Source organism: Candidatus Kuenenia stuttgartiensis (assembly GCF_900232105.1).
Taxonomy (GTDB): Bacteria; Planctomycetota; Brocadiia; order Brocadiales; family Brocadiaceae; genus Kuenenia; species Kuenenia stuttgartiensis_A.
Window position 1 is genome coordinate 1,447,833 of the sequence record NZ_LT934425.1, and the last position, 22,002, is coordinate 1,469,834.

Below are 22,002 nucleotides of genomic sequence, written 5' to 3' on the forward strand. Positions count from 1 at the left end.
TACTCGTAAAATTATTTACGAAGTACGACTTACGGCTTACGATTTGGGATTTGGGATTTTAAATCGTACCTCGTAAATCGTACATCGTATCCTGTAATGTTTTCCCAAAACAGATTTATCTCTGGCGATATGCCTTATTTATTTGAACTGTCTGTTTCATTTTCACTTGTTGGTTCTTCGCCGGCAATAGGCAGCTCCTTTGAAATATAATCACAATCAGGGTATTTGCTGCATCCGAAGAATATGCCGCCTTTTTTTGAATAACGCTGTATTAAGTCTCCACCGCATTCATCTCTTGGGCATTTTATACCCGTAGGGAGGGATTTTATATTTCTGCATTTGGGATAGCCGGAGCATCCCATAAATCTACCTTTTTTGCTGAACCGGATGACCATCGGACTTCCACATTTTTCACATTTTTCGTTTGTTGGCTCAACCTTTGTGGTTTCTCCCGTCAGAGATTTTGTGTTTTTACAATTAGGATATGCCGAACAAGCCATGAATTTACCATGGCGACTGGTTTTAATAATCATAGGGCTACCACATTTTTCACAAGCCTGATCAGACGTCTCCGGAGGCGCTGCCTCCCCTTTTTCGTCTAATGGCATCGTATTTTTACATTCCGGAAATGCGGAACAACCAAAGAATTTCCCATGCCTTCCCCATCTGATTACCATGGGTTTACTGCATAGATTACAAATCCGGTCGCTTTCCTCCGGGGTTCCTTTTACGCTTTTCATTTCACCAATAGCTTTTTCCAAATCAATCTTAAAGGGTTCGTAAAACTCCTTCAGCACGGTCAGCCAATCAATTTTTTTTTCCTCAATCTTATCCAATTCATCTTCCATGTGTGACGTAAAATTTACATCCATTATTTTTTGAAAATGTTCTATCAGTTTTTCGGTAACCAATATCCCCAGTTCGGTTGCATAAAAAGCGCGTTTCTCCTGTTTCACATATCCGCGGTCCTGAATAGTTGAAATAATCGTGGCATAGGTACTTGGCCTTCCTATCCCCATTTTTTCGAGAGTCTTTACCAGAGACGCTTCTGAATAACGCGGCGGAGGCTGGGTAAAGTGTTGTGTTGGCAAAAGTTGTATTAATTCAAGAACATGGTCTTTCTCCAGTGGAGGCAGTATTTGCTCCTCCCGGTCAACTTCGTGCCCGGAAATAAGTGTATGCCCGTCAAATAAGAGTTCCCTGCCCCTTGTCTTAAAAATATACCGGTTGGAAGTGATTTCCACGTCAGTAATCGCATACAGCGCCGGTTTCATTTGGCTTGCAACGAATCTCTTCCATATAAGTTCATACAGTTTATGCTGGTCCTTTGTAAGAAACTGCTTTATGGATTCAGGGGTATATTCCAGATATGTCGGCCTTACTGCCTCATGTGCGCCCTGGGTGCCCTTTTTATTAGAGGCATATATATTGGGTTTTTCAGGGAGATAGTCTTTCCCGTAATTGCTTTCGATAAAATTTCTACATGACGTTAATGCATGGTCTGATACATGAAAAGAATCTGTCCTCATATAGGTGATTAATCCCGCAGGACCATCAGCGCCAACATCAATGCCCTCATAAAGTTGTTGCGCAATCAACATGGTCTTTTTTGCGCTGAATTGCAAACGAGTAGATGCCTGTTGTTGTAAAAGGCTTGTAGTAAATGGCGGGGGCGCATTATTGCGTTTTGTTTGTTTCTTTATGTTTGTGATAATAAATGATGCATTCTGCAGTTTTTCGGTAATTTCCTTTGCCTGCTGTTCATTTTTTATTTCTATATTTTTGTCTTCTAATTTTTGCAGAAGGGCTTTGAAGGGTTTTATGTCGTCAGATTTTTTATCCCCGGAGATGGTCTTTAACTCTGCGGTTATTTTCCAATATTCATGGGGTTTAAATTCGTTGATTTCTTTCTCACGTTCTACGATAAGTCTGACTGCAACGGATTGAACACGGCCTGCGCTTAATCTTTTAGCAATTTTTTTCCACAGGAGAGGGCTTATTTTATAGCCAACAATGCGGTCAAGTATTCTTCGGGCCTGTTGCGCATTTACCTTTTCCATATTGATAGGGCCATATTGTTTAAAGGCTTCCTGGATAGCGTCTTTTGTAATTTCGTTAAAGGTAACGCGGCGTATTTTTTCAGGGGGGATATCCAACACCTTGTACAAGTGCCACGCAATCGCTTCTCCCTCACGGTCAAGATCGGAGGCTAAATAAACCGTGCTGGCTTTTTTGGAATCGCTGATTAATTCCTTAATTAATTTTTCTCTACTGGGAATTACTTTATATTCCGGGGTAAAGTCGTTTTCAATATCTACGGAGAGTTTTTTCGCAGGAAGGTCCCGTACGTGACCCATGGAGGATTTCACGAAGAAAGAAGCATCGAGGAACTTACTTATGGTTTTAGCTTTCGCAGGCGATTCAACGATTACCAGGTTTGTTTTAGACTTGGCCATTAGGATACCTCTGAAAATAAGAAAAATTTAAACAGGATGGACAATTTGTGTCAAGATATTTTTACATCGTTATACATTATCGTTCTTTTTGCAGGTTTTTTCGGAAATTTAACGGTAAAATGCATGCTTAACAGAGATCAGAGATCAGAGATCAGAGGTCGGCGGTCTGAAGCCTGGTGTCTGACTTCTGACTTCTGATCTCCGGCTTTTGCAATCCTATTTGTTTGACTATACATTTTCCAGTGTTTTACTATTGACATTATGTTATGAGTTAAATAAAGTATATTCCTGTGGAAATCAAAATAATTTATTTTTCTTTCGTATTTAAGTTAAGAATAGGGAGGGTGTAATGCCAACAACAAGCTCTGCGAAAAAAAGACTGCGACAGGATGAGACTCGCAATTTAATTAACAAGTCAAGGAAAACCGCGTTAAAGACCCAGGTAAAAAAGTTTTTAACGGCATTACAAAGCAAGGATATTCAGGCCGCCGAAGCTGAATATAGCCTGACCGTAAAGAAAATGGACAAAGGCGCTGCAAAAGGCATTTTGCATAAAAACAATGCAAGCAGAAAAAAGTCTCGTTTTGCAAAAAAACTAAACGATTTAAAAGCATCTGCAAAACAAGATGGTTAACCGGGGTAATAAACAACGAAAGTTGCAGGCCAGAAACAAACAAGGATGAAGGCTGTGGGATAAATTTGAGAATTGCCCTACTCTTTCCAAATTCATCCTTCATTCTTTTCTTCCATAAGATGCATTCGTTTAGAATTTCAAATCATTTTGTCATTAGCATTTGTTTCGGATTTCACTATTAAATACCTTGCCAAAAATGCAAAGAAATTTTTGCGAAGGATTAATGCTTGCCCTATCATTGGCTGGCTGGTGCGGTTATTGTTACCCATCATTTTCTGGAAACAAATGATTCCGCCACAAGAATGCCGAGCGCGAGCAACAAGAGAACGCCCCAGAGGGTCGTTTTCGCTTCACCCCGAACCACTTCACGCCGCTCGCCTGAACTGGAAGACCTTACCATCACATTCGTTTCTCCCATAAGCGCGGTAATCTCTTTTTCACTGATCTTTTCAAGATTGGATTCTGATGCGTCAACATTTACCGGGAAGTAAAAAAGGTTCTGCTGTTGCGATGTATCATTGATAAGAAACGAATACACGCCCGGCAAATGGGTTTCATGATAAACAAAATATTTTTCATTATTAATCACTTGTGGCGGTAAAAGGGTTTTTACCCCCCCGGGATTGGTTGTTTCCAAATTGCCGACATCGTATGGGGCTGGAAATTGCCAGTTTTGCTCCACAAGAATTTCTTGTTTGGTTTCACCTGTAGTACTGCCTGATATATACCGGCAAAGCTGCTGAATAAGAGGGACAAAAAGAGGTTTTACCGGTAGGTCTGTCCAATCTCTGTCGATAGAGGAGGCAATGAGCGCCACTCTTCCCTTGCCAACCTGCCTTTCAACAATGGCAGGAGTATTGTCGGAAAAGGAAAGCACCGTTTTCGCTCCTTCTAATGGGGCGGGCTCTACATAAAAAACCTGATGAAAGCTGACCGATGTCAACATATTAATATTCGTTTCGGATAGAAAACGCATTGCCGGATGCATTACCCCGGATATCTTTAGACTAAGCGGCTGTTCCTCGGTAATCAGTACATTCCCGGTAAAGATTTTTTTTGTGTAAAGCCGGTGCGGAAGCAGCGCCTCAAATGAATTGTTGTAATAACTACCTTCTACCTTATCGCCGAGTGAAAAAACGACCGCCCCGCCGTCTTTTACAAATCTTTCCAACTCCTCGATCTTTTCATAGGGCAGCATTTCAACATTACACAAAAAGACGATGTCAAAATCTTCAAATACCATACCCTCCACTTCGTGTATTGAACAAATGACCGGCTTGAGCGAGGAAACGTGTCCACGCGCCGGGTTTAAGGCTTTTTCCAGATAAAATGTTTCGCTTTCATAGATATTTGTTTTGGGGTCTCCGTCAATTAACAACACATCAAGTTTTTGTTCCTCATTAATGGCAAAATATCGTTTATTATCAGCGATTAAATTATCTTCGGGTATTTCAATCCAGCCAAAGTGGTTGCCCTTCTCCACCTTGAAGCTAAATTCTTTTACTTCCTGAGAATACGCCTCAATATTGAAAAATCCCTGTACCACTTTTTTTTGGTCTACATATACCTGCGCTAACAGGTTTTTTATTTTTACCGGCGAATAATTAGAAACTGTTGCCTTAAAAGACACGTCTCCGCTCTTATTGAACACATTGTTTTGGAATTCCAGTCCCGTAACAGCAATATTCCCGTAGTCCTTTCCTTCCGACACATTTATTATGTGAACGCCGGTGATATTATTTTGCAATTTTTGCTGCCCGTCATGAAACCATTTAAGGTCCCAACCATTTCGTGTTAAATCGGTAATAATAAATATCTGTTTAATGGGCGTTTCATCGGACATTAATATTTCAATTGCCCTGTCCAGGGCGGACGTAATATGTGTGGTTGAATACCCGGGGCGTAAATTTTCGATGACAGTAAGGAGGTTTTCTTTATCATATTCAAGTTCAGGCACAATCATTGAATTTGCCAGCGAACAGCCAATGACGGCCGCCTTATCATCCTTCGTTAATTGCCCGATAATATTCCTTGCCGTATTTTTGGCAGCATGGAAAAGGGGCTTGCCTTTTTCCGCATATTGCATACTGTAAGAATCATCAACAATGATAACATTACTGGTGGGGTTTTTTCCGTCGTTACCGCCGCCAATATTTTTGACAAAGGGTCTGGCAAGTGCCATGGCAAGAAAGGCAAACAAACATGCCCGTAGAATAAGGAGTATCAACTGCCGGAGTTTGAACTTTACATAGATACGTTTATTGGATTGGAGTAAGAAATCTATCGCCGCGAATCTGTGGGATATCGCCTTCTTTTTATTGAAGAGGTGGATGATAACAGGTATACAAGCGCCCAGGACGCCAAATAATAAAAGCGGATTGAGAAAGGAAATCATTCAAAAATTCTACCATATGCTCCGGAGAAAATGAAGGAGAAAAGCATTGAATGCTTTTTATCGGAAGGGTTTAAGGTTAATATTATTCATCATTTCATTCTTAAACAGCCAAATATCTGAAATCCAATACTTCATTTATCAGCTTAAAATCCTTTTCATTCTTTGTCACCAGAATAGCTCCAATGTCTCTTACTGATACAGCAATAAGGATATCGGCAAGAAGATTGCGAATTCTTAAGGAATCAATCTTTTTGTCTCTTCTTAATTTCAGCATTACATCTCCTGTGGCATACCATTGTTTTTCACTTACGCTTATTACTGTGAAATTTTTTTTTATCTGTTCGATGAGCTTTTGTTCCTTTTTGTCAAAAGACCCCGAAAGCAATTCCATCAAAACTATAGCGCTGAATGTGATGTGATAATACTTATTCAGATTTATAAATATATCCTGAACAGTACCTTTCCTGAAATGCTCAATGAGAAAAGATGTATCAAGAACTGCTTTTTGCCTCATTTAGTCCCTCGAAATAAAACTTACCGCCTGTTCGTTCAATAAACTTTCTCATCTTTTCCTGGTAGATAACCTCGGAGAGCGCTGTTTCTATAGCCTCCGTTTCTGTCTTCGTTTTCAGTATCTTTTGTGCGTCCTTAATCAGATTTTCATCCAGCCTGAAATGTTTTGCAACTTTTTTTATTACATTCTGCATAATGTACCCCCTGCTATAATAGCGGAAAAATCGCAGCATTAAAAGACATGTATACAATTTATAATAATGTGGCTACAATGTCAAATACAATGTGAGAGCATGGGGGGTGCGGATTAAGGCAACATCCAGGCCCGTGCTAAACAATATTCACATATTCAGTTGTCCAAAAAACTTTTCGACATGCAACTTCTATACAATATATAATGTAGGGGGCGAAGCATTTGCTATAAATTGACATAAATGCGTTCATACCCAAACGGACAAATGCTTCGCCCCCTACTTTTTAAAAAAACTAAATTGTTACGGTTCCATTGGTATAAAGTACAACCTTAAGAAAGAAGCTTCGCTACCTTTTCAAGATTTTGTCGTGCCTCTTTATAGCCGGCATCTATCGCTAATGCCTTTTCAAAACAGCGCCTTGCTTCGCCGTGCATCTTTTTCTTGTAATAGAGTACGCCTAAATTATTGAACACAGAGGCTTCTTTGCCGTTTAATTCAATAGCCTTTTTAAGAATTGAAATCGCCTCATCCGGTTTATCAATGCTCGCATAAACAAGACCAAGATTATTATATGCATCGAAAAAAACGGGATGGTATTCTATGGCTCTTTTATAGGCGTCAATGGACTCCTGATATGCACCTTTCTGAAATAACCCATCTGCCTTGTTCAATAATTCCATCTCTCCAGAAATACTGGATGTTTGGCGACAGAGGTTGTCTTTGGTATAACGAAGTACAGGTACTTTTCTCAAATATTCGATACGTTCTTTGATTTTATTTGCCGACATTTCCCATGTCCAATTGTTACGGATATCAGGGCTAATTTCTTTCCCCAGTGTTCGTATTTCCCCGGGATGTTCATAGGCGTAACGCATCTTTGCCTTCAGGTCATTAATATCGACCTCGTAAAACCACAGATTGTCAACCGTTGGCCTGTTTCCCACCCTCTTCTCTTTTGATATCTTTTTGTTTGCCTGTACCAACAGACTGTTGTTTTCATTGCAGAAGTCGAGGCAGGCGCCGCCATTCGTAACAATTGCCGGTATGCCGCACGCCATTGCCTCTAAAATCGGCAAACCGAACCCCTCCCCGCGGTATGGATGGACGAAGGCATTGCAGGCGGTATATAGCCCGACGATTTCATCTTCGGACAGTATTTTCTCAATGTATTCAACCTCAGGGACCCCTTTCGCCTGTCGTATCCTTTCGATTTCTTCCCGGAAGGTTTGGCCTGCGTAAAACGAGTTTCCCCCCATATCCTTTATGATAAGGCAGACGTCATCCGAATCCTTAAATGTTTCGAGATATGCCTGCAGGAGTAGGTCGATGCCTTTTCGATAGATCGTGCCGCCTACAAATAAGAATCTGAATTTCTTCTTTGTTGTCAATTGATACGGTTTCGCATCCGGATGAAACCTTTCAGGATTAATGCCGTTTGGTATAACAACAACCCTTTCGGCAGGAACGCCGCTTTCAATATAGACCTGTCGAACATACTTGCTGGGTACCCACATCTCATCTACTTGTGCTGAAAATACCCGTACCCATTCTTCAGGCAGGCTGCCAAATTCCCACGGTTGAATAATTACCCAGTGTCCTTCCTGTGGAGGGGTAAGGTTTGGCGGCCAATGGTGTCGGACGTGAATATCGATCTTGCCGGTAAGCGGTTTGTTAATACACTCAGCAAGCGCTTTAAAACGAGGGTCAGCCTCAGTACCGAACTGATCGGGTTCGTAAGGGAGCAAAGAAACTTCGTAGCCGTCCCTGATAAGTTGTAAACAGAGTTCCCTGTTAATAAGCGCCAGGGAGTGAGTGACAAACTGCGAGCCTTCCCAGACAATGCCAGGTTTGCCCGCAGCCGCTTTACCGGAATCACGTTTTATTACAACCCCATTCCATTCCTCAACATACTCTGGCAAGACACGATGGGGGTCATCCAATACGAGCCTTATTGGTTTTTTCTTACTCACTAGATTGCGGATAATCGTTTGTTCATAATCTTCATTTGGTGAAATCCCGGCCTCAACAGTTTCCAATGATGGCTGCCATTTTAATTTTTTAGGTGAATCATTCATCATTTTTTTAAATGCATCAACGATCACTTCCGGCAGTAAGTTGTTCATACATTCTATATTACATTTGGTTCTCCAGTAACATGAGAGACACGGGAGTGCTTCATTTCGTATTGGAGTAAAACATTCAGTTGCAGGATTACCTAACAGTTCAGGGCTTGTAAGGCCGCATATTAAAAGTGTTGGTTTGCAGCAAAAATTGTGTCCGATGTGGAAAAATGCGCTATCGATGGTTATGAATGCATTACAATGTGAAGAAATGGCGATCTGATTTCTTAAAGAAATCTGGCGGGACGTACAGTCATAAACGAGAGGATTTTCCTTAGCAAGAGGATCCTTCCCGAACAGGATAAACCGTGCCCCGTCAAATTGCCTGCTCAACAGCGAGATTACCTTTTCCCCGTGGGGATAACTTCTCTTGATATCCTTATCAGTGGTAAAATGAAGGCCAATGAGCATGCCGCCTGACGGTGAAAATGTCCTTACCTCCTTTTGCGCCCATTCTCGTTCTTCCGGTGTGATGGTATATATGATTCCCCTTTGTCCAAGCCTGACGCCTGCAATGTTTGCCATGATGTCCATTAGGCCTATGCCGTTGTAATATTCAGGCAGGTTGGCAATAACGTTATTGTAATCGATTATAATGTCGGTTTTTGGGACGGAAATTTTATTGACAATATCCGGCACAAAGGCGGAGACGGCCTGATGTCCACGAAATACGGCTTCTACAACATGATTTCCTGACAAATAAATCCGGATATGGGGATATCTTTTCTTTATCTCCATGACGATAGCAGTCAGATACAGGGCGTCCCCTATAGCGGGAGCACACCGGATTAGAAGTGTGGATGCGCGTTCGTAGTTCCGATTCCAGAACTGCTCATTGAAAGAGGATTTAAATTGGTTCAACCTTTTCATACACTTTTCGGCCTTCAGGTAAGTAATTATATTTTGGATTGTACCGGTCAGCATTGTTTTGGAAAAGGCAGCCTCTATTTTTTTGCGGGCTGCCTCGCCCATCCTCCGGCAGAGATCCCGGTCTCTGAAAAGCATCATTACATAGTTCTCGAATTCATCCTCGTTTGCCGCTATGAAACCGTTGACGCCATGTTCTATCGGCGAGCTTGCCGCTATATTTGCAAGAGCTATCGCAGGCACCCCGTATGCCATAGACTCCACAATCTTTATCTGCTGTCCGGTACCCCCGATAAGCGGGCAGATGGTAAATGGCGTATGCAGATACAATGATGAGACGTCATCAACAAACCCTCTCGAACGGATGCCAGTGGTTGATGGTATCTGTTTTGAGCCGTCGCCTGTTATTTGCAATTCAAATTGCGGTTCATTCTTCAACAACCGGGGCAGTATTTTCATCGCGAAAAAGGCATACCCCTGCATATTAAAGAGATTGTCACCGATAGCAAAAAGGGGTGAGCCGGAATACGTATTATTCAGGCGCTGCGGCTCATAAGCCATAGGTATATAAAACGGCTTTGTTTGTCCCGTATTGGCCTTTATGCAATTGCGCTCAAATACAGAAAGTGCAATTGTGCCGTCAAACAGGTCATAATATTTGTATTCAGATTCATCCGCTGATAACTGCCGTTTGCTAAAGTAGTCTATATTGGCAATTTGTTCATAATTCTGGTTTTTGAAATCCACCAAAAGGGCATCGGCCATTTTCCTGTTGAGAGTCACAAGGTCATGAACCTCTATCAGTTTTATACGTGACGAAAAGGCGGTATTCCTTACAAGACCGGCATAATATGAATAGTTGACCCAGACAACATCAGGATCGAATGAACGGCATACCTCGCTCAATGCATGGCATAAACCCGGTGGTATAAATATGCCCGATTCGACAAAATTCTTTTTCAGCGCCTTCTTTTCTTCGATGTATTTCTTATCACTGGCTGTACCGTCATACAGAAACAGTTGTATACGCCGTTTCCTCATTTCGGAAACAAGTTGTTCTGGCCATTCATTGTCAGGATAGATCCTTGTAGCAAACAGGGTAATATCGTAGTTCATACTGTAGAACGCCTCGACAATGGAAAGCGTACGACGATGCGCTCCGGTTCTGGGCGGAAACGGATTATGAGGCAAAAAGATCAACACCTTCCCGTTCCGTTTTTCATGACTCTTGAACGGCCATATCCGCAGGTGTCTTCTTCCAAGCCATTTTCTGTCAGCGGTAACAGGACGCATCCCCGTTTCCCGCAGGGGAGGGTCCTGAAGTGTAAGGGCGTCTTTCCACTTTTCAACAAACTTAATCCTGTTGATTTCAAGATATTTTTTGAAACCGGAAGAAGTATCGTCTCCTGCGGTTATTGATTCATGATGTATAACAACCGAATTGGGTGCATACATAACGGTATATCCTTTTTCCCTTGCCGCAAAGCACAAATCGGTTTCTTCATAATAGGCAGGACTATACCGATGGTCCATCCCCCCGATATTTTCAAATAGCTCCTTTCGTACAAGCAGGCATGCCCCGGAACAATAGTCAACCTCACAGGCATCATTGAAACCCTCTTCGTACGGATTGCCTCCGCGCCCGAAGTTTGAGCCGCTGCCGTCACAGAATATAATGCCCCCGGCTTCCTGCAAACGTCCATCAGGGTATACAAGTTTTGATCCCACAATCCCGATTTTGCTGTCGGATTCTGCAAGTTTTACCATCGATTCCAGCCAGCCTGGTTGTGGTTCAGTATCGTTGTTAAGAAACACCAGATAATTGCCTTTGGCAATCTTTGCACCCTGATTGCAGGCACTAGTGAAGCCCATGTTTTCCTGATTAGTAATGACCTCCAGCTTATTTATCATGCGCTTTAAAAACTCCGGAGTTTCATCAGAGGATGCATTATCTACTACAATAATCTCATAGATATCTCCAGGAGTATTTTTGAATAACGCTTCAAGACATTTCTTTGTATATTCGACTTTATTGAAAACCGGGATGATAATGGAGGAGATAACGCCGGATTTATTGCCTTGCGGGGAATGACACCTTATTGACTTTTTATCATTCTGATGGAGTGAAACGGATGAAGAATTCATGAGAACCTTTTTGTTTTCATTGTTATTTGTCATTAAATTTGCTGTAACACTTTAGTTTTTTGAAAAATTCCAGGGAAAAATGATAACCCCAAAGGGGTAATATGATTATAGAAAACACAGTAAAACCACGCCTAATCCCGAAGGGATGACATAATCGCCACGGTTAGGTGTTTTATGAAAGGTAACACAGATAAAATTATATCACCCCTTCGGGGTTAATTACGGGTTTTTCGCATAATTTCTATAATCATTTCATCCCTTCGGGATTATTGGGATTTTTCAAAGAACTAAAATGTTACCTTTTTCTTGTTAGAGCAGTTTTTCAATTTCTTCCAAATTCTTCGATATTTTCACCGCTTCCTTTATTGACTCCAGCTTCTCTATCGCTGCTATTTTCCCGATACGCTTCAGAAGCCTTAGACCTTCAACTCCGTACTTTAGTTCCAAACCTATCTCTATCGCCTCTATCAGACCCTCCATCCTCCCCTTCCTCTCACCTTCCGCTCTGCCTTCCATCCTACCGGCTATTTTGCCCTTTTCTATTAATCTGGCTGCTATTGTCATGCTTAATCTACCTCCTTCTTCCGATATCTCTTTTAGGGTATCTATTACCCTTTCTTCCTCTATATCCGACGCATAGTACAAATACCTGATCACACTTTCCAGAAACTTTAATCCTTCACCCTCTTCAAAATACTGCTTCCCTATTTCAAAGAATGCCTTTAGCTTGTCTCCCAGAATTTTGTCATTATATATGTTCCTCATTAATAACATGGTTATTTGAAGGGATACCCTTCTAAATACCTTGTCCTTTATTTCCTCGTTACTGTAGAAACTCAGATCAGTCAGCAGATATTCAAATTCCGGTATAAATCTAAAAAATACCTCGTCTATCCCTTCAAAATAGTCTCTGAATCGCCTGACTTTCCACGTCTCTTTGCCATGATACAATATTACCGGAATTACCGGTATGAGCCTTTGCATCTGCTTGCTGTTTGCTGCCCATATCTTTAAAAGGTATTTCATCAACTGAAGATATGGACATACTGCGGCATAACTCTTATGCTCAAATAAAAGGGTTATCCGGAGTTCTTTGTCTTTACAGAAACAGGTGTATACAATGTCTGAAAAATGTTCTTTGAGTTCCTCGTCGATATATGAGTTATTATCCTGTGTTAAAGTGGCTAAATCCAGCTTTTTTAAAATTTCCGGAGGAAACGTCCCGCTAAGAAAATCGATTGCATTCTCCCGTATGGAAAATGTCTCTTTGAAGAATTTGTCGTGTGGGTTGAAAACCTACATAAAAGTAACCCCCCTTAGTTTTTTCTGTAAAAGCCATTTTGCCACATGGATATCATCTCCTTTTCTATGCTTGCCTGTCTTGCCATTGTTTCACATTACACATATCATGTAAATATTGTCAATAGTCCAGATGTGACCCCATTCTACCATGAGAGTAAAATACCACAAGCAGGATGCTTGTGGTACAATGTACAATTAGTTAACAAAAAATCGGGAATGCCCCTCCCCATTCTTAAGAAATGTTGCGTACCCAATAGGGAAAGGAAAAGCCTGATGTACCGACTTTGATCATGTGGAAAACTTTTATTTATTTCAAAGTAACTGATGCTACCGTAATGCGATTCTTCCCATGTTCATCCTGAATGTGTACGTTTATTATTTGTTTTTTGATATCCGGGTATAATTCAAGTTTTCTTTTTATCAATAAACGAAGGTCTTCTTCCACTGCTTTCAACATATCTTTTCCATTGGCAGGATTGAGCCTTTTCCATTCCTTCAGATATTTCTCTATTGCCTCTTCTCGTTTCTGTTCATTTAAGCAGGCTATGTTCCATGCGGTAGCAGCGCTATTTAAGAGTTGTTGCTTATGCTCAATATCTTCACCCAGCGAGAGGTATTCCCTTGCAAAATGCTCTACCATTTCAGAAATCTTTTCTTTTTTTCCTTCCTTCAATTTTTCCCCCTCTGTTTATGACGAACTGTTATCTGTTCCCCTTGTTTTTCCCTTGTTCTCTATAAGCCTTCAAAAATTGTAACAATTTAGCTTTTTGAAAATATGTTGCAGTTTAGTTTTGGGTGGCACGGACAAACGGAGTTTGTCCGTGCCACCCATATTGAGCTAAAATATGTGTATCAATTTTCAAAAAACTAAAGTGTTACCAAAAATTCATCCTGTCAGCATACTCATTTACCATCCCTGCATTAAATACTTCTTCTTTTCATAGGTATCAAGCACTAAAGCACAATCTTCCCAATGAATGGGCTTAATGGTTGTTCTTAGCCATTCAGCGCTTGCAACATTCAAAAAATGGTTTTACAGATTTGACGCTGAAGAATGTGGCAGACAAATTGAGGAAGACATCCTTGCCTGGAAACTGGACAAATTAGCCGAAAAATCTATTGGAGATCAACATGGGGCAGGAGTAAAGAAACAAAATGTTTTTAATTGTATATATGGAAATAATAAATACTATTATCTTGCCGTAAACAAAATGAATTGCTGATTATTATTCTTTTGGATTCAAATAGTTACGAATATTGTGGCTGTTATCAAACGTCTCTTATTTAGTGTCTGAACGAAAACTATCTTTTTTATGCAAGATTCTTTCTCTGAGCAAATTTAAATTTTTTTAAATTGCCCCTTTTTCAACTTTTTCTTCTACGCTTTAATCTATGATACGGTTGTTTTATTCATTTCCCTCGTTTTTACCATCTTTTCATGTTCTCCGGACATACTATCCCTCATGGATTTTTATTCGAGAGTGTTTTTACGCTGCCTTACGTACTGTTTCTTTTTCTTCCCGGACTTTCTTCTGCAATATACTCCCCATCGTGTGCAAATTTGCCGCCAGCACTCCTAATGCGCAGTATCTTTTAAATCCTTCTATCCCTTTGTCTAAGCATCTGTCCAGCCCATGATGTTCTAACCGGTTAATATCTGACTCCACCGCTGAGTGCTTGTGCCTGAGTTTTTTAAATGTACTCTCCGATTCTTCTTCTGTCTCCGCCTTATTCCTTTTTCCTTTCTTCGGTATGATCACTTTCGGTATATAAAGACTTATCAGTTCCTTGTATTCCTTCTTGTAAAAACCCTTGTCTGCACTTATACTTTCTATCTCTTCTTCACCAAACAAATTTAATAGCTTGTCTGCTAACGGCAGAATTAACGCCACATCTGCTTCTTTTTCCACTACTTGGTGATATCCGATAAACCCCCATTGGTCACTTGCTATCACCAGATTGTGGCCTAATTCCACCCTCTTATTCGCCTTCCCTTTACTCAACCATTCTGTGTGTGGTTCAAACAGTGAATATACCTTTTCCCCTACCGGTATTTGCTCTTCCTTGATAATTCTCCTCTCTACCAAATCTCTGTGCTTCTCCAGCATCTGATAAAAATATTCCATCGACTCCAATGCCTCTTTCTGCATTTCTTCCGCACCCGTTGTTAATATTTTTTCGTACACCGCTATTATGCTCGCACCTATCTTCTCACTTAATCTCTTTGCTAATCCAAGATACTCTTTTACTTGCTTCTTAACCGCCTCCTCTTTCTTGTTTCCACCACCACTTGCCGCTTTCGAACTACTCCTCATCAGACTCTTTAGCTCTTTCCTCCAATTCTTTACCTTTCTCCATCCTTTCCCGTTCAATACCCCTCCCTCTATAAATGCCTCTATCCCATCAAGGCACTTCCTACCCGCATCCCACAGCAAATTCATGTCCGTAGGAAAATGTACGTTTGTCTCCACCACATACGTATCCGTCTTTATGCGGAGCTTCTCCTCCCGTCCGTTCTTTGCCAGCCTCTGGCCTGCCTTTACCACCACATCATTAATCTTCCCCAACGTCTCCTCATCGAGCAATCTTACGTTATCCTTGATGCTTTGCAGCGAATACTTCTTACCCCTCCCAAATACGGTATCTACTCCCATTATCTGACGAATCAGACTATGGTGATTCACCATATCTTCCAACCTGTCATAATCCGCATCTAATCCCAATCTCACCACTCCTATTACCATTATCTGCCATAACTCCATACCATTACGCCCTGTCTCTTTCTTCCCACCCTTTACCTTTGCTTCCAATACCCTGAATACTTCCTCTCGTAATTCCTCTGTAACAAATATGTATTGTAATGCCCTCAAAATCGGCGCTAACTCATCCCTGCTCTTTTCGGGAATTTCTACCTCTGATATTGGTGTGCTTCCAAGTCTCCTTTGCGGCTCGAATCTTTTTCTCATGGCGTGGCAGTTCTCCTTTTGATGACTCTGTTTTTCTGATGTTTTGGGCGAATGTTTGTCTCTTTTCACCCCTTGGTACCCTCGCTTCCCTTATTCTACGCCCTAAGTTTAACATCTACTCACTATACTTTCAACCCTTCATGCAGATACTTTCAACCTCCTTTACCACGTATTTCAAGGCTTACAGCGTTTTCGTTCAGACACTATTTAGTATTTTTTAATATCCGTGATAATCCCTGTTTAATGGTCGGGGCGACTGGATTTGAACCAGCGACCTCGACGTCCCGAACGTCGCGCTCTAGCCAAGCTGAGCCACGCCCCGCACCATTTATATATAACCTAAATCCTGCAAACGATTTTCGCAATGCGAAAATCAGTATTTTCCACTACCAAGATTGGCAAAAAGCGATAACAGATATCCGTTTTTTAGCAATTGTGGTAGCGCTATTGTACTACTTTAAACAAAAAGACATGGGAAATTGTCGGAAACGTGCTCTCTGATGCAATGAAAATCAAGATAGGGATGTACTGTCTCCATCTGCGGTATACTTACCACTCTCAAAAGACTAAAAAAACGAAATACAACGTCGGTTTTCTACTGAAAAACTACATCCAGTGACATGCGTTCCCACTTTTCCCATTCCTCCTGATGGAGAAATTTCTCCGGCAATTTTAATGTCATCTGCCGGCTTCTCTCCACCAGTTTCCCTGCCACACGGATTAACCACAGTCTCATCGTCTTTACTTCCCACTGTTGTATCACTCCACCACTGAGCAATCCCATCCACTTCAAAAGATTATACGCTAACACCGCACACTGAAATAGCGCAGCATTGGCCAAAAATTCACCCGTACGTATGTGCCCCGCATTCATCTGTCCTTTACTCTCTTCTATCAAAGTCTCGCAGGTAGCCCTCTTTCCATAACAACGATGCGCTTCCATCGGACTTAACCGCTCCGTTGTAACGTAACAAAAATACTCATACACGGACACTTCTACTAATTTCTTTTCTCTTTTGACCAATTGCCGCACTGCCACAAAACGTCTCGCACGATCCCACCCTGCACATCGATACCAAAATTCAGCCTGTTCCCATCCTGGCTCCCCTTTCACCTCATTCCATTTCTGCCCTTCAAGCAATCCTTCCAGATTCTTCAGCTTTACCTTAATCAGATATCCCGCCAATATTGACTCAAGGTATTCAAGTAATTCTCCGGTAAAAAAACCGCTGTCTCCCCGAAATACCACCCTTACCCCCTTATTCATGTACGCCATACATTCCTTCATGAACTCTACTACTCCGTTACTCGTGTAGGCGCTTCCACAGCGGAACCAACTATGTAATACCTCCTTTGTTTCTGCAATAAATGCCATTAAGGGATGATACGCCTTCTGCCCCTTCTTGTGCGGATTATATCCTACCTCTGCACCCTCCTGTTTCCCATATACACCATCTACGGTAGAATCAACATCTATCCATACTTCGCAAAGAGCACTCCTGAGTTTATGGCCTGATCTCACCGCACGCTTCCATATCTTTCCCCTAAACCGGTGGATCACCCCCGTCAGTTCCACTATATCTCCCTGACTCGCCAGCTTCATAATACGTCCTATCGTAGTATCTACAGGTACCTCTTTCCACCCGGACATCTTCTTCAATACCTCATCTGTACACACCTTCATCACCTCTACCATCGATGTCGCCCCTGCTATCAACCCTATCACTACCATTTGTACCGCATCGATAAACTGATACCGGGCATTTGCTCCACGATCCTTATGGACCGCTTCATGGACTCTCTCCCGGAACATCAGCTTACCCATAAAATTCAATACCGGTAAAAGCCCTGCATGTACCGTTAAGCCTTTCCCGCTCATCTCTGCCTTGATTTTCGGTTGTCTTTTGCTGTATTTTTTTGCTATATTCTTCATCGAAATGGTGAATCTCCTTTCAGGTGTTTTTTGTTATCAATATACCGCCGAATACCTTGGAAATCCTACCATTTCAATCCTATTCCTGCAACAAGGCTTTGCCTTGTTTGCAGGATTTAGGTATAACATTGCGATTATTGGAATTTTTTCAAAAAACTACTCCAGACATGAGTTTGTAAGAAGTTTTATTTTACCTCAAGCACTATTTTTTTTACAGCAATATTTCCTGCAAGATCGAAGACATTGATGACAACGGTATAGTTGCCCCGAAGTAGAGGTTCTGTTGTAATTCGAAAGGATTCCCGCAGGGAATCAAAAATCCCGTCAACGGGATTGGCGGGCAGCCATTCCTGCCCATCGACAGCATATTGAACCTTTACTATCTCACTGTATTCGTCCTGCGCAGAGCCGGTGATAATACCCCTTCCCTCCGGGGTAACATCAACCGTTATTGGCCCGGCGATTATAGGTTTTGAATTATCAATTATCAAGGGCTGCTGCAATGTTGCTTCAGAACTAAGTGCTGTTTCCGGCGGATTATCCGGATAATCGCCGGCTTCTAATTTGATTTGATACCTTCCGTCCGGCAGGCGCAGGGTATCCCATGTATACGAACCCTTGTTTTGATTACTTTTAGTAAGTATTTTCCATGTATACTCGTCCATGCCTTTGTAGGAAACCGTAATCTGCAATGTGTCGTTATTTGGATCCTCTATTTCCCAAAGAATCTTTTTCTGTGCAATTTCATGGTGTGGTTTTTGGGAGGATGGCAATTGAGACGTTGCTTCTGCTAAAGAACCATTTTTTGCTTGTGAAGGTTTTTGCGGCGAAGGAATATCCTTTTCTATCTCAAACATAATAATATTTGGCGGCTGGTTTTTCGGCAGATAGGACAAAGAGACCCTCTTTAAAGAAGGGGAGATTGCTGCATTTTCCGTTTGCAATGTTGCCCTGTACTGAATAAAACGGGCAGGGGAATTTGTAATTTTTGCCCAAGGCGAGGTTCCGGACAATGACCAGTCACTCCAGGTTGCATCAGGTTTTTCAGAATTTCCCGTTCTGGTGGCCATGGTAATTTTAGTCGATGGCGGTTCTGCGCATGACCATGAAATATTTCCCCATGACGACAGGGATGATGTATCCAATACATTCGAGAGGAATGTGCCGGATTTCTCATATGCCGGCAATATCTTATACACCCTTCCCTCATTTCCAGAACCGACGTATAATTCGTTACGGTCAGTAATCCGGCAACAAAGCAACTGTCCAACTTCTGCTGCCGCAATACGGATAAACGAGGCATCACTAAAAATTTTATATATAGCGGATTCATTTCCAGTAACTACAAAAAGATTTCCTTCTGCATCAAACACCATATCGAAAATGAATGCCTGTTCTATCTCGAAAATTTTTTCCGCAAACCCTTCTTCAGTGATCTTGTAAATATAATTTGGTTTAAACGGGCTTCCTATCGTTTTGTGTTGCAGTCCAGATCTCTGCGAAGGATGTGTTTTCTGTTGAATATATGCCGTTTTAGTAACAGTTAGTTCATCCGGAATATTAAGGTCCCAGGCTTTTCCCTCTTTGAATGGAGATGCAATTACCGTTGTTTCTCCGACGGTTTTTGCCATGGGTGATTTAGGCATTGCCATCTGTGTGCCCGACGCAGTACCCGCATATATATTGCCGGAATAATCAATGGCAAGACAATGTATTTCCTCCTCTTCCGCATCGTAAAGTACATGAGCGTTCCCGTTGTTGTCTATTTTATATATAAGGCCATTTGGTTCTGTCGCTACATATATGTTATTGTTTTTATCAAGTACGACGTCTAAAAGATTTGTTTCCGGAGAATCGAAAAGAATATCCGGGCATCCTTCTGGTGAGATTTTAAACAACAGGCCTTCATCTCCTGTTGCCACAATGAGATTGAAATTGCTGTCTATTTCCATATCCCATATATAGGAAACGGGCAGGCTGCAAAATACCGAACATTCCCCTTCTTTGCTGATTTTATAGATTATGCCCCTTGGCGCAGTACCGGCGTATATATTACCGTCTTTGCCGGCAATAATACTTTGCACATATAATTCCGGCGACCTGAAGATCTCTGCCGCTCCGGCATTGTCTTTTATGGAGTAAACCGTTGCCGGGTCTCCGGCGCCAATGAATATGCGGCTTTGTTCATCCTGGGCGATTGACCATACGTAGGTATTATCAATGCCCTGAATGGTTTCTGTTTGAGGGGAAAGAGATAGCTCCCCTTTGCTGTGGATAGAAATGTTCTGATAGTCGCCTTTTTTAAAATCATACTCAGTGGATTGTGACCATGTATGGGTGGTCGTAGCGTTTGCAAAGGGGATCGATAGAGAGGAAAAAAGGAATATGGCTATGACTTGATTGCACGATGATAGAATCGTATTCATAATGTTATTTAACCAATACGTGTATGCTTTGTTTACCGTTAAGAACATATTTAGTCGGAACCTTAGTAATTATTTCCCCCATAAGAGGTCCGATGCCGCTTTGACCTACATTATTCATAATAGAAAAAATGGATTGAGGAAGCGAAGGAAGACCTTCTCCTTTATAGGTTAACCCATTTTTAGAGAGAAGGACGCGTACAATGAGATTGTTGTTTCTTTCCATATCGCAGACGTCGTCCAAAAGCTGTTCAAAATTAACAGGCAAATGCCTACCTGCAGCCCTTCCCATATCCAATGATTTGCTGAATTTCGCATCGCATGCCGTAATCTCAAGAAGGTCACCGGGGAGGACGTCTTCCGGGATTTTGATCTGAATTGTCTTGTAAATATCGTTTCCGGTGTAAGGCTTTAGCAATACGTCCAAAGATAATTCATCTCCCGGTCGTACATAGTTATTTCTTGCCTGAATTGCTTCGATAGACGCAGTTTGCCGCAAATTCAGGATGTTAATCTTCAGATCAATCTCCTGAACGGTAATTTCCTGAAACTGATTGTTGATAACCATTGCAAAGCATTGTGCAATTTCGTCGATAGAGAACCATGTCTGGTTAAATTCATAATAGCTGTTTTTTAATATCAGTGGTTTCTCATATCCGTCAATCTTTGCGAAAAGCTGTATGTCAACGCACCGTTCACCCAATTTTTTTTCGGTGGCGGCAACAGCGCCCTGAGCCGCCATTAAAACAAGCACCGGTGTGAGCAGTTTGTTGTCCACAATTTCGAAGCTATATTCAATGTTTTGCGTGCCGTCAACTGCTATGCGACAGGGAATCATGCGGGAAAATGTGCCAATAGTACCGGCAACTCCCGATCTCCTGTCCTGATTAATCTGTCCGATTATTTCAACCGGCGACGCCATTTTTACTGAATTGGAGTGACTGCTGAGGATTGCAAATACATGCGCCGTTGCCATCGGAATGTTCGTGGTTCCCGCATGCAAAAAGGGGTGTCCGAAGGCAAGTACCTGATCGCCATCAACATACGTAACCGTACCCACTACAGCGGCATTCAGGTCTCCTTTGATCAGCACTGCGGCTACCGATGCGCCTGGAACCAGCCTGGTTGGGTATGTCGCCGATGTTGCTGCATAGCTTCCGCCTTGCAGGGGGTACAAATTGTACGCGCTAAAAAAAGGGTTCATTTCTTCCAATGCCCTGCCTGAAAACCCTGATACTATTAAAGGAGAAATTATTGGCGCAATTTTTATCCCATGTCCCGGATGGTTTATCGCTTCATCCTGAATTTTTGGCAATGATGTTTGCGGTATTATTTCACCGGTATTTGCGGGCGGTAATGGAAGCTCCCATTCGGGCGAGGGGAATAATTTACTGCCATTTTCTTCAGGGAGATCGAACAATGTACTTTTCATCTCATTTATTGGCGACACACCGGCAATCGCTTCTTTTGAAAAACTCCACCCATAGGCGACGGCGCCAATCAAACGATTATCTATGTAAACAGGGCTTCCGCTCATACCTGCAATGATGCCGGTTTCTTCAAGAGGACCACCTGTCATTTTGATCAGAATAAGATCTGCCTTTGTTTCCCAATTTTTTAAGACGCCTAAAACCTCGACGCTGAAATTTTCAATACTATCACCGGAAAATACCGTCTTACCAAACCCTTTCATCCCGGGCTTGATCTCGTCGATACCCATGAAACTTTCCTGTGCAAGGAGGGATTGAGGATTGGATAACGAAGCAAAAAAGGCAGATGCCGCAAAAAAAACGAATAAAAAATACCTGTTCAACGATAGAGATTTCATGCGGAAACTCTACCAAATTTAACAATTTATTGTCAAGCTATAAAAGAAGTTGAAATACCCCGATTAAGCATTTAAACTATACTCTCACATTATAATCTATTCAAAGCACAGCAAAACCGCAATCATAAGTTAGGTTGGATTTTAAAAGATATAAACCCAACGGCATTCATTTTTACCCGCCCCTCTAACCCCTCCCAGGAGGAGAATAGACAAGTCCCCTCTTAGG

12 protein-coding genes, 1 tRNA gene and 1 pseudogene are annotated in these 22,002 nt (G+C 41.8%); 2 read left to right on the forward strand and 12 right to left on the reverse strand.

Annotated features, from left to right (window positions below; translation table 11 throughout):
* Positions 1-134 precede the first annotated feature (134 nt).
* Entirely contained in the window at positions 135-2,456 is a 2,322-nt protein-coding gene (gene topA, locus KSMBR1_RS06595) for a type I DNA topoisomerase (protein WP_099324600.1), read from the reverse strand.
* 349 nt (positions 2,457-2,805) lie between these two features.
* On the opposite strand from topA, the gene rpsT reads away from it, so the two are divergent.
* Complete coding sequence (rpsT, locus tag KSMBR1_RS06600; protein ID WP_099324601.1) at positions 2,806-3,090, forward strand: 30S ribosomal protein S20; 285 nt, start codon at positions 2,806-2,808, stop codon at positions 3,088-3,090.
* 268 nt (positions 3,091-3,358) lie between these two features.
* On the opposite strand, the gene KSMBR1_RS06605 is transcribed toward rpsT, so the two are convergent.
* From KSMBR1_RS06605 to KSMBR1_RS06630, 6 genes and pseudogenes are all read right to left on the reverse strand, one after another.
* Complete coding sequence (locus KSMBR1_RS06605) at positions 3,359-5,485, reverse strand: BatA domain-containing protein (RefSeq protein WP_099324602.1); 2,127 nt, start codon at positions 5,483-5,485, stop codon at positions 3,359-3,361.
* Between the two features lie 100 nt (positions 5,486-5,585).
* Positions 5,586-5,999 (reverse strand): PIN domain-containing protein, encoded by a 414-nt coding sequence (locus KSMBR1_RS06610; RefSeq protein ID WP_099324603.1) that lies wholly within the window; start codon positions 5,997-5,999, stop codon positions 5,586-5,588.
* Positions 5,977-6,192 carry a type II toxin-antitoxin system VapB family antitoxin gene (locus KSMBR1_RS06615; RefSeq protein WP_157820424.1) on the reverse strand — a complete coding sequence of 72 codons (216 nt, stop codon included), beginning with the start codon at positions 6,190-6,192 and terminating at the stop codon, positions 5,977-5,979. The genes KSMBR1_RS06610 and KSMBR1_RS06615 overlap by 23 nt, the downstream gene beginning before the upstream one ends.
* 329 nt (positions 6,193-6,521) lie before the next feature.
* Entirely contained in the window at positions 6,522-11,357 is a 4,836-nt protein-coding gene (locus KSMBR1_RS06620; RefSeq protein WP_099324605.1) for a glycosyltransferase, read from the reverse strand.
* 276 nt (positions 11,358-11,633) lie between these two features.
* Positions 11,634-12,602 (reverse strand): annotated as a pseudogene (locus KSMBR1_RS06625) (Rpn family recombination-promoting nuclease/putative transposase); the annotation flags it as partial.
* Between the two features lie 331 nt (positions 12,603-12,933).
* Positions 12,934-13,299, reverse strand: coding sequence for a hypothetical protein (locus KSMBR1_RS06630; protein ID WP_099324607.1), 366 nt, complete (start codon positions 13,297-13,299; stop codon positions 12,934-12,936).
* Between the two features lie 313 nt (positions 13,300-13,612).
* Between KSMBR1_RS06630 and KSMBR1_RS06635 the strand changes: the two genes are divergently transcribed.
* The gene (locus tag KSMBR1_RS06635) at positions 13,613-13,849 is read left to right on the forward strand and encodes a hypothetical protein (protein ID WP_164994257.1); all 237 of its coding nucleotides are present in this window, start codon (positions 13,613-13,615) and stop codon (positions 13,847-13,849) included.
* Positions 13,850-14,113: 264 nt separating this feature from the next.
* On the opposite strand, the gene KSMBR1_RS06640 is transcribed toward KSMBR1_RS06635, so the two are convergent.
* The 5 genes from KSMBR1_RS06640 to KSMBR1_RS06660 all read right to left on the reverse strand — a co-directional run bounded on the left by KSMBR1_RS06640 (position 14,114) and on the right by KSMBR1_RS06660 (position 21,668).
* Positions 14,114-15,592: an ISNCY-like element ISCku10 family transposase gene (locus tag KSMBR1_RS06640; protein ID WP_070065843.1), complete on the reverse strand. Its 1,479-nt coding sequence runs from the start codon at positions 15,590-15,592 to the stop codon at positions 14,114-14,116.
* Between the two features lie 244 nt (positions 15,593-15,836).
* Positions 15,837-15,914 (reverse strand) — tRNA-Pro (locus KSMBR1_RS06645).
* A 273-nt stretch (positions 15,915-16,187) separates the two neighbouring features.
* On the reverse strand, positions 16,188-17,525 hold the full coding sequence (locus tag KSMBR1_RS06650; protein WP_099324609.1) for an IS1380-like element ISCku8 family transposase: 1,338 nt from the start codon (positions 17,523-17,525) through the stop codon (positions 16,188-16,190).
* A gap of 185 nt (positions 17,526-17,710) precedes the next feature.
* Positions 17,711-19,951, reverse strand: coding sequence for a ligand-binding sensor domain-containing protein (locus tag KSMBR1_RS06655; protein ID WP_157820425.1), 2,241 nt, complete (start codon positions 19,949-19,951; stop codon positions 17,711-17,713).
* A gap of 4 nt (positions 19,952-19,955) precedes the next feature.
* The gene (locus KSMBR1_RS06660) at positions 19,956-21,668 is read right to left on the reverse strand and encodes a SpoIVB peptidase S55 domain-containing protein (protein ID WP_157820426.1); all 1,713 of its coding nucleotides are present in this window, start codon (positions 21,666-21,668) and stop codon (positions 19,956-19,958) included.
* Positions 21,669-22,002 lie beyond the last annotated feature (334 nt).